Source organism: Mycobacterium sp. ABE4_509, from assembly GCF_056160785.1.
The window spans coordinates 1-14,031 of the sequence record NZ_JBSWXU010000136.1; the positions used below are offsets into that span (position 1 = coordinate 1).

At 69.2% G+C, this 14,031-nt stretch carries 10 protein-coding genes; 2 read left to right on the top strand and 8 right to left on the bottom strand.

Going from position 1 to position 14,031, the window contains the following annotated elements; translation table 11 throughout:
• The 3 genes from ACXAID_RS22460 to ACXAID_RS22470 form a co-directional block, all read right to left on the bottom strand.
• Window positions 1–1,976, bottom strand: a 1,976-nt coding sequence (locus ACXAID_RS22460) for a sensor histidine kinase (RefSeq protein ID WP_475024402.1), incomplete at its 3' end; no start/stop codon positions are given.
• A gap of 176 nt (window positions 1,977–2,152) precedes the next feature.
• Window positions 2,153–3,673, bottom strand: coding sequence for an NCS1 family nucleobase:cation symporter-1 (locus ACXAID_RS22465; protein WP_475024403.1), 1,521 nt, complete (start codon window positions 3,671–3,673; stop codon window positions 2,153–2,155).
• Between the two features lie 106 nt (window positions 3,674–3,779).
• On the bottom strand, window positions 3,780–4,490 hold the full coding sequence (locus ACXAID_RS22470; protein WP_475024404.1) for a GntR family transcriptional regulator: 711 nt from the start codon (window positions 4,488–4,490) through the stop codon (window positions 3,780–3,782).
• 85 nt (window positions 4,491–4,575) lie between these two features.
• On the opposite strand from ACXAID_RS22470, the gene ACXAID_RS22475 reads away from it, so the two are divergent.
• On the top strand, window positions 4,576–5,040 hold the full coding sequence (locus ACXAID_RS22475; protein WP_475024405.1) for a tRNA (cytidine(34)-2'-O)-methyltransferase: 465 nt from the start codon (window positions 4,576–4,578) through the stop codon (window positions 5,038–5,040).
• Window positions 5,041–5,043: 3 nt separating this feature from the next.
• On the opposite strand, the gene ACXAID_RS22480 is transcribed toward ACXAID_RS22475, so the two are convergent.
• The 4 genes from ACXAID_RS22480 to ACXAID_RS22495 form a co-directional block, all read right to left on the bottom strand.
• On the bottom strand, window positions 5,044–5,685 hold the full coding sequence (locus ACXAID_RS22480) for a nitroreductase family protein (RefSeq protein ID WP_475024406.1): 642 nt from the start codon (window positions 5,683–5,685) through the stop codon (window positions 5,044–5,046).
• Window positions 5,686–5,790: 105 nt separating this feature from the next.
• Complete coding sequence (locus ACXAID_RS22485) at window positions 5,791–9,093, bottom strand: error-prone DNA polymerase (protein WP_475024407.1); 3,303 nt, start codon at window positions 9,091–9,093, stop codon at window positions 5,791–5,793.
• Between the two features lie 44 nt (window positions 9,094–9,137).
• On the bottom strand, window positions 9,138–10,331 hold the full coding sequence (locus ACXAID_RS22490; protein ID WP_475024408.1) for a diguanylate cyclase domain-containing protein: 1,194 nt from the start codon (window positions 10,329–10,331) through the stop codon (window positions 9,138–9,140).
• A 127-nt stretch (window positions 10,332–10,458) separates the two neighbouring features.
• Window positions 10,459–11,328, bottom strand: coding sequence for a MaoC/PaaZ C-terminal domain-containing protein (locus tag ACXAID_RS22495; RefSeq protein WP_475024409.1), 870 nt, complete (start codon window positions 11,326–11,328; stop codon window positions 10,459–10,461).
• Window positions 11,329–11,372: 44 nt separating this feature from the next.
• On the opposite strand from ACXAID_RS22495, the gene ACXAID_RS22500 reads away from it, so the two are divergent.
• Window positions 11,373–12,419, top strand: a complete 1,047-nt coding sequence (locus tag ACXAID_RS22500; RefSeq protein ID WP_475024410.1) for a nucleoside hydrolase — start codon at window positions 11,373–11,375, stop codon at window positions 12,417–12,419.
• Here the strand turns inward: ACXAID_RS22500 and ACXAID_RS22505 are convergent.
• Window positions 12,410–13,963, bottom strand: a complete 1,554-nt coding sequence (locus tag ACXAID_RS22505; RefSeq protein ID WP_475024411.1) for a DNA polymerase Y family protein — start codon at window positions 13,961–13,963, stop codon at window positions 12,410–12,412. The two genes, ACXAID_RS22500 and ACXAID_RS22505, sit on opposite strands and share 10 nt — an antisense overlap.
• Between the last annotated feature and the right edge of the window lie 68 nt (window positions 13,964–14,031).

The following is a 14,031-nucleotide window of genomic DNA, read 5'->3' on the forward strand; positions in this document are numbered from 1 at the left end:
CCCATGCCGCTGGCGCCGGGACGGCGTTGCGGCAGCAGCCTGTCGGGGCTCGGTGACGGCTCCGGCGCCGGCACCACCACGGGGGCGGGTGCGGCGGGTGCCTGTTCGACCCGTAGCGGCTGTGGCCCGGCGGGAGTGAGCAACTGCTCGGCGGGCACATACACCCCGGCGGTGGTGCCCGATCCGGCGACCTCGGCGGCACTGCGCAGGCGCACCACCACGCCGTGCTGGGCGGCCAGCCGGCCGACCACGAACAGACCCATGTGCCGGGCGGTGTACGGGTTGACCTCACCGCCGGTCTGCAGGCGCGTGTTGGCGATCCGCAGGTCCGCGTCGGTCATGCCCAGCCCGGTGTCGCCGATCTCGAGGACCAGTCCCCCGCTGCTGGTGTGCACCGCCGAGACCTGCACGGTGTCGCCGGGCGGCGAGTAGCGCAGCGCGTTGTCGAGCAGCTCGGCCAGCAGGTGCACCAGGTCGGCGGCGACCGCACCGGTGACCGCACCGTCGGGTAGATCCACGGCCCGGATGCGTTGGTAGTCCTCGACCTCCGAAGCCGCGGCGTGCACCAGGTCGGTGATCGACACCGGTTCGGCCTGCTCGCGTCGCATCCGGGCACCGACCAGGACCATCAGGTTGGCCCCGTTGCGGCGCAGCCGGGCCGCGAGGTGGTCGAGCCGGAACAGGGTGTCGAGCCGGTCGGGATCTTCCTCGTCGCGTTCCAGCCGGTCGATCAGGGACAGCTGCTGATCGACGAGGGTCTGGTTGCGCCGCGACAACGTCTCGAACATGTCGGCGACCTGGAGCTGGAGCCGGGCCTGCTCACCGGCGAGCAACACCGCCTGCTCATGCAACTCGTCCACCGCATGAGCGACCTGACCCACCTCCTCGGAGGTGTGCACGGCGACGGGTTCCACCGGCAGCGTCTCGCCCTCGGCGCGCACCCGTTCGACCTCGCGGGGCAGATCCTCGTGGGCGACCTTGAGCGCGCTGTCACGCAACGTGCGCAGCGGCCGCACCAGGGTGCGCGCGACCAGCGTGACCAGCAGCAGCGCCACGACGATCGCGGCACCGACCAGGGCGGCGTCGCGGATCGCCGCGGTGCGGGCCTGGTCGGCCTGCCGGGTCACCGTCGCCGGGATGGACTCGGTGGTGTCGGCGATGATGTCGCCGGCTATATCGCGCGTGACCTGTTGGGAGGCCAGCAGATCCGGGTTGTTCAGCAGCACCGACGCAGGGTCGGCCAGCACCAGCATCCGGTTGACCATCTCCGATCTCAGCGACGCCGCCCGGTCGGTGGCGCCGCCGAGGTAGGCACCCATCGCCGAGACCGCCGAGGGTTCGGTGCCGGCAATGGTCACCATCGCCGAGCGCAGGTCCGGTTCGGGCAACTCGCCCCCGCTGGTGACGAGCATCTGCTGCAACGCCATCTGGCCGCGCGCCCCCACCGCCCGAGCCAGCGCGTCACCGTCGGCCCGCACGCTCGCGTCGTCGGCGCTCACCAGGCCGGTGATGGCGGTCTCGGCGGTGATCAGCAGCGGCGTGTAGGCGCTGATCCTGCCCCGCAGGTCGACGGCGCCGGCCGTGATGTCGTCGAGCAGATCCTGTCCGAAATCCAGCAGTGTGTTGGTGGCCAGCCGGGTGCTGTCGTCGACGTCGGTGGTGTCGAGCCGCTGCTCCAATTCCGACCGCACAGAGCCGAATCGCGACAGCGCCGCCCCGGTGTCACCGCCCTCGGTGGCGGTGACCATCGCGTCTTCGAGCGCGGCCATGTAGTCGGCCACCGCCGGGACCATGTCGGCACGCTGGGCAGCCAGCCGCAGATCGGCGGCGTCGGTCACGCTGGAGTAGATCCGCAGCCCGCCGAAGAACCCGGCGAGAAGCAGCGGAACCGCCGCGATGGCGAGAACCTTCCAGCGCACCGGCCAGTTGGACAGCGCCATCCGCGACGGGCGTGTGACGGATCGAGGGTCGTTCATCGGGCTCCCTGCTGCGGGCGCTCAGGCGAGCTGACGTGCCGGGCCTGGCAATTGACCGAGTATGCCAGCCGCCGCTGCCGGTTTCCATCCTTCGCGCCCGGCCCCCTCGAACCGCCTCAACGCACCGGGACCGCTGCGGGCCGATACCCGCAGCGGTCCCGTCGAAGGTGCTCGTGTCAGCCGGCCTGCACCGGCTCCTTGCCGGCCACGTCGGCCACGTTGGCCCGGTAGGCGAGCAGGTAGTACGCGGCGAACCCGACCCCACACCCGATGAACCAGCTGTAGGACCCGAGGTCGGACACGACGCCGGTGACCTTCGGCACCACCACCGAACCGATCGAGGCGATACCCGCGATGATCGTCGCCTTCACCGCGACCGGGTTGTAACCCTTGCTGTACCAGTAGGTTCCCGACTCCTCCATCGAGAACAGGTCGTCGACGACGACGTGCTGCTTGCGGATCAGGTAGTAGTCGGCGATCAGGATGCCGAACAGCGGACCGATCAACGCGCCCAGCAGACCCAGCGTCCAGAAGATGGCCTCGTCGTTGTTGTACCAGTTCCACGGGGTCAGCAACACCGACCCGCACGCAGCGATCATGCCGCCGGTGCGCCAGCTGATCTTCTGCGGGTTCACATTCGAGAAGTCGAACGCCGGGGCCACGAAGTTGGCCACGATGTTGATGCCGATGGTCGCCAGCACGAAGGTGAAGCCGCCCAGCAGCACCGCGGTGTAGCTGTCGATGGCCTCCACCGTGTCGATCGGGTTGGTCATGACCTCGCCGAACACCGGCAGGGTGGCCGAGGCGGTGAGCACGACCAGCAGCGAGAAGACCACGAAGTTGATCGGCAGACCGATCAGGTTGCCCAGTTTGAGCTGCTTGAACGACTTCGAGTAGCGGGCGAAGTCACCGAAGTTCAGCATCGGGCCGGCGAAGTACGACACCACCAGCGCGACCGCGCCGAACATCGCGCCGATCTGCTGCCCGGTCGACAGCTGCTCGTCGGACAGGGTCAGGCTGATCTGCCAGTCCGCACGCGCCATCATGTAGATGCACAGCAGGAACATCATCGCGTAGATCAACGGCCCGCTGATGTCGCAGAGCCAGCGCACCATCTCCATGCCCCACCAGAAGACGACGGCCTGGACCACCCACAGGATCGCGAAGCTCACATACCCCACGTAGGACAACCCGAGGAAGCTGTTGTCGTCGGTGGCATAGACCTCGAGGCCGGGGAACAGTTTCAGAATGACGATCGTCAGCGCCCCCGCCGCCAGGAACGTCTGCACGCCGTACCACGCGATCGCGATGCTGCCGCGGATGATGGCGGCGATGTTGGCGCCCATCACCCCGAACGATGCCCGCGCCACGACCGGGTAGGACACCCCCTGGACCTGACTGGGTTTGGCCACCAGATTGCAGAACAGCTGGACGATGCAGATGCCGACGATCAGGCAGACGAACACCTGCCAGCTGGTCAGCCCCAGCGCAAAGAGCGCACCGGCGGTGACGTAGCCGCCGACGCTGTGCACATCGGCCATCCAGAAAGCGAAGATGTTGTACCAGTTCCACTTCTGTTCAACGAGCGGCGCGAGGTCCTCGTTGGTCAGGCGCGGGTGGTAGGACTCCTTGATGATCGACGTTCCCGCTGGTCCGGTGTGGGTACCAGCGGTCAACGGCGCTGCTTCGGTGGTCAATGCGATCTCCTAGCGCAGGGGGCTCAACGCCAGTCACGCTAGAAACAGGGTGTTTCGGGGACCGCAACCGTCGTGTCAACCGGTTGTTACCAATCACATATAGGCGTTACGGGCACCGAAACAGGTCGGCGTCCCCGCGCATCGAATCGAATTCGGCGCGCAGGTGCTCGTAGTGCCGATGCGAGGCCGCCACCAGCGCATCGGTGTCCCGGTCGACGAACGCCGCGATCATCTCCCCGTGGTCGGCGTGGAATCGGTGCCGCGCCTGTTCGGAGACATGTGACATCGGACTGGTGGGTTCGGTCAGGTTCCAGGCCGACTCGTACATGCTCACCAGCCGGCTCATGTTCGACGGCCACATCATCGCCAGATGCAGCCGCCGCGATTCGGTGTGAAACGACCGGTGGTCGCTGCGCGCGATGGCGCCTTCCAGGTCGGCGTGGCTGGCCCGGATCTCCGCGTCGTCGGCGGTGGTGGCGTTCTTGACCGAGGATGTCAGCGCGGAGGCCTCCAGCACCTCGCGTACCGCGTAGAGGTCGGTGAACTCCTCGAACGTCAGCGTGGTGACCCGGTATCCGACGTGCGGCTGCCGTTCGACCAGGCCTTCACCGACCAGCGTCATCAGCGCCTCGCGCACCGGGATCGGGCTGACCCCCAGATGCGCGGCGACCTCGTCGACGGGAATCACCGTGCCCGGAGGTTGGTCGCCGGACAGAATCGCGCGCCGCAGATCGTCGACGACCCGGCTCTGACCGGTCTCGGTGAGCGAACTCTGCAGGTGCGCAGTGAATCGCGGGCCGCGCCGAATCCGAGCCACGCGTCCTCCTGCCGGCCGCTGCAAAGCTCACACCGTATCAGCGCGACACGGATGCGGCCGGGTGACATCGACGTACCCTGCCAGGGTGTTCCGGGTTCTGTTCTTCTCGCCGCGGATCGCGCCGAACACCGGCAACGCGATCCGCATGGTGGCGGGCAGCGGCTGCGAGCTGCATCTGGTCGAACCGCTCGGGTTCGACCTGTCCGAACCCAAGCTGCGCCGGGCCGGCCTGGACTACCACGACCTGGCGTCGGTGACGGTGCACCCGGATCTGGCGGCCGCCTGGCAGGCACTGATGCCGGCGCGGGTGTTCGCGTTCACCGCACACGCGACGACGTCGTTCGCCGAGGTCTCCTACCGGCCGGGCGATGTGCTGATGTTCGGGCCGGAGCCGACCGGGCTCGACGCGGCCACCCTCGGCGATCCGCATCTCACCGCGCAGGTGCGGATCCCGATGCTGACCGGACGGCGCTCGCTGAACCTGTCCAACGCCGCCGCGGTCGCGGTGTACGAGGCATGGCGCCAGCACGGCTTCGCCGGGTCGGTGTGAGACCTACCAGGTGTCCCAGTGGGTGAGCTGCTCGGCGGGCAGCCGCTTGGCCAGCCGGAAGTCGGTGCCCTTGGTGTAGGCGATGGGGAAAAGCCCGGCCTGGCTGTAGGAGTCGTACGGGATGCCCAGCAGTTCGGCGGCCTGGCGCTCGCCGTCGCCGAGCAGGTGCAGGGTGGTCCACGCCGAGCCCAGCCCGCGTGAGCGCAACGCCAGCATGAAGCTCCACACCGCGGGCAGCAGCGAACCCCAGTACCCGGCACTGGCACCCGACACGGTGTCCATCGGTTTTCCCTCCAGGCACGGGATGAGCATGACCGGGGCCTTCTCGAGGTGCTCGTTGAGGTACTTGGCCGAGTCCTCGACCCGGGGACGCTGCTCGTCTCGGATGTCGCCGGTCTGCGGTTTGGGCATCGACAGGTAGGGCGTGGCGTTGGTGCGGTAGATCTCGGCCAGCGCCTTCTTCTTGTCGGGGTCTTCGACGAAGACCCACTGCCAGCCCTGGTTGTTCGACCCGGTGGGCGCCTGCAGCGCGATGTCCAGGCACTCCATCAGGACCTCGCGCGGTACCGGCCTGTCGAAGTCCAGGCGCTTGCGCACCGATCGGGTGGTGGTCAGGACTTCGTCGGCAGACAGGTTCAGCGTCATTTTTTCGAGCCTACATTCGGCTCCCACCCTGGCGCCGAAATGGCATTCCGGCAGACCTGCACTCGCACTTCCGCTGATGGAATGCCATTTCGGCGCAGACCGGGGTCAGCGGAAGTCGCGGGATCTGGACCCGACCCGCATGCTCAGCGGGCCCATCCGATCGGCGATCACCGTGACCGCCCCGGTGGCGTTCTGCACGATGCCCCGCACCACCAGCGCCGAGGCGCTCTGGGCCAGCCGACGGTGACGTGACCACACCCCGGGCGAGCACAGCACGTTGACCATCCCGGTCTCGTCCTCGAGGTTCATGAACGTCACCCCCTGCGCGGTGGCCGGACGCTGCCGGTGCGTCACCGCCCCCGCCACCAGCACCCGGGTCCCGTCGGGGACTCCGAGCAGCCGGTCGGCGGGCACCACACCCATCGCATCGAGGTTCTCCCGCAGGAACTGGGTCGGGTAACTGTCCGGCGACACCCCGGTCGCCCAGACGTCGGCGGCGGCCAACTCCAACTCGGTCATCCCCGGCAGCGACGGAGTCTGCGACGCCGACCCCACCCCCGGCAACCGGTCCGGGCGCTCGGCGGCCGCCGCGCCGGCCGCCCACAGACCTTCACGGCGGGTGATACCGAAACAGCCCAGCGCACCCGCGGTGGCCAGCGCCTCGGCCTGCGGCACCGACAGCTGCACCCGGCCGGTCAGATCCAGCAGGGAAGCAAAGGGCCCGTGCGCTTTCCGCTCCCCGACCAGCTGCTCGGCCAATTCGCCGCCGATGTGGCGCACGCCGCCCAGCCCCAGCCGGACCTGGGTGCCGGCGTTCTCCAGGGTAGCGTGGGCGAGGCTGGCATTGACGTCCGGCCCGTGCACCACCACCCCGTGTCGGCGCGCGTCGGCGACCAGCGACTGCGGCGAGTAGAACCCCATCGGCTGCGCCCGCAGCAGCGCCGCGCAGAACGCCGCCGGGTGGTGCAGCTTGAACCACGACGAGTAGAACACCAGCGACGCGAAGCTCAGCGAATGACTCTCCGGGAAACCGAAGTTCGCGAAGGCCTCCAGCTTCTCGTAGATCCGTTCGGCCACCTCACCGGTGATGCCGTGCAGGTCGCGCATCCCGTCGAAGAACCGGCCGCGCAGCCGGCGCATCTTGTCCGTCGAGCGTTTCGAGCCCATCGCACGGCGCAGCTGATCGGCTTCGGCCGCGGAGAAACCGGCGCAGTCGACCGCCAGCTGCATGAGCTGTTCCTGGAACAACGGCACCCCCAACGTCTTACGCAGCGCGGGTTCCATCGACGGGTGGTCGTAGGTGACGGCTTCCTGTCCGTTGCGCCGCTTGATGTACGGGTGCACCGACCCGCCCTGGATCGGGCCGGGCCGGATCAGCGCCACCTCGACCACCAGGTCGTAGAACATCCGCGGTTTCAGCCGGGGAAGGGTGGCCATCTGCGCCCGCGACTCCACCTGGAACACCCCGACCGAGTCCGCGCGTTGCAGCATCTCGTACACCGCCGGCTCGGCCAGGTCCAGCTTGGCCAGATCCACCCGGATGCCCTTGTGCTCGGCGACCAGGTCGATGCAGTAGTGCAACGCCGAGAGCATGCCCAGGCCCAGCATGTCGAACTTCACCAGCCCGATCGCCGCGCAGTCGTCCTTGTCCCACTGCAGCACACTGCGGTTCTCCATCCGGGCCCACTCGACCGGGCACACGTCGGCGATCGGACGGTCGCAGATCACCATGCCCCCGGAATGGATGCCCATATGCCGGGGCAGATCGCCGATCTGCATGGCCAGATCGACCACCTGAGCCGGGATGCCCTCCACCTCCGGGGAGTCGGCCAGTCCGTTCCACCGGCTGATCTGCTTGCTCCAGGCGTCCTGCTGCCCCTGGGAGAAGCCCAGCGCACGGGCCATGTCCCGCACCGCACTTCGGCCGCGATAGGTGATCACATTGGCCACCTGCGCGGCGTATTCGCGGCCGTAGCGCTGGTAGACGTACTGGATCGCGTTCTCCCGCAGGTCGGATTCGATGTCGATGTCGATGTCGGGCGGCCCGTCGCGGGCCGGGGACAGGAACCGTTCGAACAGCAACTCGTTGGCGACCGGGTCGACGTTGGTGACCTTCAACGCGTAGCAGACCGCCGAGTTGGCCGCCGAGCCCCGCCCCTGGGCAAGGATGTCGTTGACCCGGCAGAACCGGGTGATGTCGTGCACCACCAGGAAATAACCCGGGAACCCCAGCTGCTCGATGACCGCCAGCTCATGCTCGATCTGAGCGTAGGCGCGTGGCGCACGTTCGGGCGGGCCGTACCGTTCCCGCGCGCCTTCGGCCACCAGGTGCCGCAGCCAGCTGATCTCGGTGTGACCGACGGGCACCTCGAAGGGCGGCAGTTTCGGCGCGATCAGAGCCAGCCCGAAGGCGCACTGCTCACCGAGCTCGGCAGCGGCCGCCACCACCTCCGGGGCATGGGCGAAGATCCGCGCCATCTCGGCACCGGATCGCAGATGTGACCCACCGAGCGGGGCCAGGTAGCCCGCCGCTTCGTCGATCGAGTTGCGGGCCCGGATCGCCCCCATCGCCATGGCGAGCCGCGCCCGGTGCGGCGCGGCGAAGTGTGCGGCGGTGGTGGCGACGACGCCGAGACCGAACCGGGGCGCCAGCGCGGCCAGGACGGCGTTGCGTTCGTCGTCGAGCGGGTCACCGTGGTGGGTGAGCTCGACGCTGACCCGGTCACCGCCGAACCGGTCAACCAGGTCGGCCAGCGCCGCCGCGGCCGCCTCCGGGCCACCCGAGGACAGGGCTCGGCGGACATGGCCTTTGCGACAGCCGGTCAGGATGTGCCAGTGCCCGCCCGCCGCCTCGGTCAGCGTGTCGAAGTCGTAGCGCAGCACCCCTTTCTCGCCGCCGGCAAGGTGTGCCTGCGCCAGCTGTCGGGACAGCCGCCGGTAGCCTTCCGGACCGCGTGCGAGCACCAGCAGGTGCGGGCCGGCCGGGTCGGGTTCGTCGGTGCGGCTGCCACCGCACAGCGACAACTCCGCGCCGAAGACCGTGGCCACATCGAGTTCTTTGGCCGCCTCGGCGAACCGCACCACCCCGTAGAGCCCGTCGTGGTCGGTCAGCGCGATGGCACCCAGCTCCAGCCGGGCCGCCTCCTCCACGAGTTCTTCCGGCGTGCTGGCGCCGTCGAGAAAGCTGTAGGCCGAGTGGGCGTGCAACTCGGCGTAGGGCACCGCACCGGAGGACCGGGGCTGCTGGGACGGGTGGGGAGGCCGGTACTTCCCCCGCTTGCGTGACCAGGCCGGGCTGTCTCCCCCGTCGCCCCCGTGCTCGTCATGCGACCACCCGGTCCGGCGCGGCCTGCCGGTCAGCACCCGCTCCATCTCGGTCCAGCTCGGCGGGCCGTTGTGCCATCCCACCATCCCAGTCTATCGAACAAATGTTCGATAGGAAGTGGAGTGGGTCAGTCGGTCCTGTCGCTGTCCGGCCGGCCCTCGCCGGCATCTCCGTCTGGGCCCCCGCCGAAGTCCCCGTCGGTACCTCCGTCGTCACCGAGGTTCGGCCGCAGCACGTAGCGGACCTGATTGCCCCCGGCCATCCGAGCCTGTTCGATCGCCGTGGTGGCGACCGCGATCAGCTTGTCGACGACCTCATCGGGCGGTTCGGCGGCCAGCGGCGGCAACGGCGTGCACACCACTCCGATGCTGGCGGTCAGCTTCTGCGGCGTCACGGCGATCGCACCCCGGATCCGCTCCACCAGCGGGGAGGCATCCGGGGTGGTGAAGCTGTCGGCGATCAGGAAACCATGATCGGAGACATGGGCGACGATCGCGTTGTGCCGAACCGTCTCGCGCAGCACCTGCCCCACCGTCACCCGCGCGCGGGTACCGCCACGCTCCCCGGACAGGCCCAGCAGCAGCGAGAAGCTGTCGATGTTCACCGCGACCACGACCAGGTACTGGTCGTCACTGCGGCTCCGGGACGCGAGCAGGGTGGCCACACCCCGGTAGAACGCATCGCGGTGCAGCAACCCGGTGACCTGCTCGATGTCGCCGTGCGGCGCGTCTGGCTGGATCAGCTTGATCGCGGCCCGGCAGGCGAACGCGACGAAGCAGTTGAGCAGCACGACCACCCCGACCGCACACAGCGCGAGCGCGAGATCGGTGGAGGCCAGCCGCACGAACAGGACCGCGAGCACGACGGCCGCGATGGACCACGTCACCATCAGCAAGCGCAGCGAATGGAAACACACGACGTAGGAGCTGAGTACGACGAAGGTGGCGCTGCCGAGGAACCCGATGATCGGGCTGGGCAGGATGAGCACCGACAACCCGATGCCGAGCGATCCGAGAACGACGCACAGCAGCGACTGCGTCCTGCTCGGCCATCGGTGCCGCAACCACAACAGCACCATCGCGAGGCCGCACACCACCACCAGGCCGGCCACCACCCGGGTGGTGGTGCTCTGCGGGCCCAGCGCGCTGGCCGTCATCGCCAACGGGATCAAGCTGAAGGCCAGGATGGAGGCTGCGACCACCCGGGACGCCGCGGTCTGCATTCCGCGCGCGGCGAGCACAGCGGTGAACCAGTAGTACTGGTCGGACTCCCACAACACAGGCGTGAGGGAGGCGGCGGTACGCCGCACCGTGTCAAACATCCACCCACCCCAGCCATGCGCGTTCAAGAACCAAAGCAAGCACCCGCCCGCGGCGAACGCTACCAGCCCGAAAAAGACACCACATCGCCCGGCGGTGAGGACGATCTGGACGGAGCCTGGCTCGACTCTAGTGCGTTGTGAACTCGGCGATTCCGTCGTCGAGCACCAGGCGGTTGTTCGATCCGTCCGGCTGCGCCGCCTCGGTGCGGAACACGGCCGCGCCCGGGCGCTGCCGCCAGATCGAGGTGGTCAGCGTCTCGCCCGGGAAGACCGGCGAGCTGAACCGCGCCGAGACAGCGGTGATACCCGTCGCGTCGCCCCCACACAGTTCGGCGACCAGTGCCCGCCCGGACACCCCGTAGCTGCACAGCCCGTGCAGGATCGGGGTGGGGAATCCGGCCAGCTGCGCGAACCACGGATCGCTGTGCAGGGGGTTGCGATCACCGGAGAGCCGGTAGATCAGCGCCTGGTCGTCGCGGGTGGGCAGCGACACCCGGGCATCGGGTTCGCGATCGGGGAACTCCGGGGCGGGCGGACGCTGCCCCGGCCGGCCGCCGAAACCGCCCTCACCGCGGATCACCAGCGTCATCGACGACTCGGCGACCGGTTGACCGGTGTCGGGATCGGAGCCGGTGGCCCTGACCACCACGACCGCGTTCTTGCCCGGCCCCTTGTCCTGGATGTCGGCGACTTCGCTGACGACGCTGAGCCGCCCCGACGGCTGCAGCGGGGCGAACAACCGGATGGCCTGCGACCCGTGCAGCAACCGGCTGAAGTCGAAACTGCCGATTCTGGTGGCCGCCGCGAAGGGCGAACATGCGATGACCGCGTAGGTGGGGAGCACCTGCTGGCTGACGTCGTGACTGTTCTCGGTGGTGAACGCCAGGTCGGCGGTACCGGCTCCGACACCCAGCGCGTAGAGCAGGGTGTCGCGGTCGGTCCACTCGAACGACTTCGGTGGGGTGGTCAGCCCGATGGCGCCCGGATCGATCGGCATGCACGCGACCTTATCTGCGCCTGCCGTCCCGTAGTCTCAACCCGATGCGCCAGCCTGTCTTCGTCGACGTCGACACCGGCGTCGATGACGCGATGGCGCTGGCGTACCTGTTCGGCAGCCCGGACGCCGAGCTCGTCGGAATCGCCTCCACCGCGGGCAACGTCGGGGTGCATCAGGTGTGCCGGAACAACGTGGCGCTGATGGAGCTGTGCGGGATCACCGGGGTGCCGGTGTCGTGCGGCTCGGAGCAGCCGCTGTCCGCACCGCTGCGCACCGCCGAGGACACCCACGGGCCCCAGGGCCTCGGCTACGCCCGGCTGCCCGCACCGACTTCCGAGCTCACCGGCTATGACGCCGCACAGGCCTGGGTGCGTGCCGCGCGCTCGCATCCCGGCGAGTTGATCGGTGTCGCCACCGGCCCACTGACCAATCTGGCCTTGGCGGTGCGTGCCGAGCCGGCCCTGCCCCGGTTGCTCCGGCAGCTGGTGATCATGGGTGGGGCGTTCGACTATCGCGGCAACACCACCCCGGTGGCCGAATGGAACACCAGCGTCGACCCGGAGTCGACCCATGAGGTGTACGCGGCCTGGCGTGAAGCCGAACACCTGCCGATCGTGTTGGGCCTCAATCTGACCGAGAACATCGCGATGACACCCGCATTGCTGAATCGGTTGGCGCTGGCGGCCGAGTCGTCGGGGTCGGTATCGGGATCGGTGATGTCGGAGACCGACGCCCGCGGCACCCCGTCGTCGGCGTCGAACCCGTTGATCAGGGTGCTCGAGGACGCGATGCGGTTCTATTTCGAATTCCACCATGACCAAGGTGAGGGCTACCTGGCACACCTGCACGACCCCCTGGCCGCCGCCGCCGCGCTGGACCCCGGCCTGGTGACCTGCCGGCCGGTAGCGGTGGACGTCGAGCTGACCGGCACCTTGACCCGGGGAATGACGATCGCCGACTGGAGCGGCCGCTGGGGCCGGGAACCCAACGCGCTCATCGGGATAGACGTGGACCCCGCGGCGTTCTTCGACCGTTTCATCGCCCGGGTCGGCGCGTTCGCCAGACAACTGGACCATCCCGGTCATTCATAGACTCCCTCGATGTACCACCGCCGCTGTCGATAACACAGCAACAGGGCCTGATCCTGCGGGCCGGCCGCGCCCCGACCCCCACTGCCGTCGAACAGCACCTGTGCCCGCGCCGCCCGGCCCTTGCGCGCATCCGCCGAGGCGTCCCACCACCGCTCATCGACCGGCCAGGGACCTGCCCACCACGACAACCTGCCGATCCGCCCAGGCGCCTCCAACCGGAACGGGTCAGCGGTGAACAGGCCACGCGCGGTGACCCGCACCGGGTTGCCCTCGGCGTCGAGCACGTCGACCGGATCGTCGAGCAGGACCGTCGGTGACGGCTCGGGCAGCCGCCCGGGCCACGGCTGCTCCGGGTCCGCCCGGGCCACGATCTCATCTCCCAACGTGGTGAGAGTGATGCGTTCACCCGGGCCGCGACCGCCGCTCAGGACGGGGATCTTGACGGAGTCGGGCCCCAGCAGCCCCTGCACCCGAACCAGGGCCCGCCGTGCACGCAGCCGGTCCTCCTCCCCTATCCCACCCCACAGCGGCAGCTGCAGGGCCTCTGCCGACACCACCTCGACCGGCCGCAGCCGCAGCACACTGATCGGAGCTCCCGGCCGATCCTGCTGTTGACGCCGGTTGAGCCAGCCGTCCAGTTGCCAGCGCACCCGGTCGGCGGTGGCATCCTCGGTCAGCGGCTCAGCACATCGCCAGACCCGTTCCAGCTCTTGACCGTTGGTGGTTTCGGCGTGGATGGCCAGCCGGGTGCACCCCACCCCGGCCGCCACCAGGCTGCGGTGCAGCGCGCCGGCCAGGGAACGACCCGCGAACGCCGCCGCATCCACCCGGTCGATCGGCGGGTCACAGTTCATCACCGCGTCGAGTTCCTCGCCGGCTTCCCGACCCGACGGGGGCCGGCCGGGTTCGCCGCAGGCGATGCGGTGCGCGGTGACCGCGTCGGCGCCGAACCGGGAGGCCACGTCGCCACGGGGCAACTCGGCGAACTGTCCGACCGTACGGATACCCATGCGCCACAGCAGGTCCGTCAAGCCCTCCCGCCCATCGGGAGCCAGGCTCGGTTCGGCGGCCAGCTGGCGGATGGACAGCCCGGACAAGAACTGTGCATCCGCGCCCGGTTCGACGATCCGCCCGGACCGGGCCGCAAAGACCGCCGTCGGCAACTGATCGGCGATGCCGATCTGACATTCGACACCCCCGGCGGCCACGGCGTCGACCAGCTTCTCGGCGGCGGTCTGCTCGGACCCGAAGTAGCGGGCCGCACCGCGAACCGACAGGGCCAACAGGCCGGGCCGCAGCACCTCGGCCCGCGGCACCAGGTCATCCACCGCGGCCGTCACCACCTCGAAGTGCCGGGCGTCGCGGGCCGGATCAGCGGTGACGATGTGCACCTCGGGGCAGCGAGCCTGCGCCTCCCGGCGCCGCAGCCCACGCCGGACGCCCACACCACGGGCCGCCGCCGAACAGGCGATGACCCGGTTGGCCAGCGTGACCGCGATCGGCGTGGTCGGCGGGACGCCAGGCCTCAATCTGACCGAGAACATCGCGATGACACCCGCATTGCTGAATCGGTTGGCGCTGGCGGCCGAGTCGTCGGGGTCGGTATCGGGAT

Bases quoted from the DNA above. Each gene is read 5' to 3' on its own strand.
- ACXAID_RS22480 (WP_475024406.1), bottom strand. From the start codon at position 5,685: ATGACGCTGAACCTGTCTGCCGACGAAGTCCTGACCACCACCCGATCG.
- ACXAID_RS22490 (WP_475024408.1), bottom strand. From the start codon at position 10,331: ATGTTTGACACGGTGCGGCGTACCGCCGCCTCCCTCACGCCTGTGTTG.
- ACXAID_RS22495 (WP_475024409.1), bottom strand. From the start codon at position 11,328: ATGCCGATCGATCCGGGCGCCATCGGGCTGACCACCCCACCGAAGTCG.
- ACXAID_RS22500 (WP_475024410.1), top strand. From the start codon at position 11,373: ATGCGCCAGCCTGTCTTCGTCGACGTCGACACCGGCGTCGATGACGCG.
- ACXAID_RS22505 (WP_475024411.1), bottom strand. From the start codon at position 13,963: ATGTTCTCGGTCAGATTGAGGCCTGGCGTCCCGCCGACCACGCCGATC.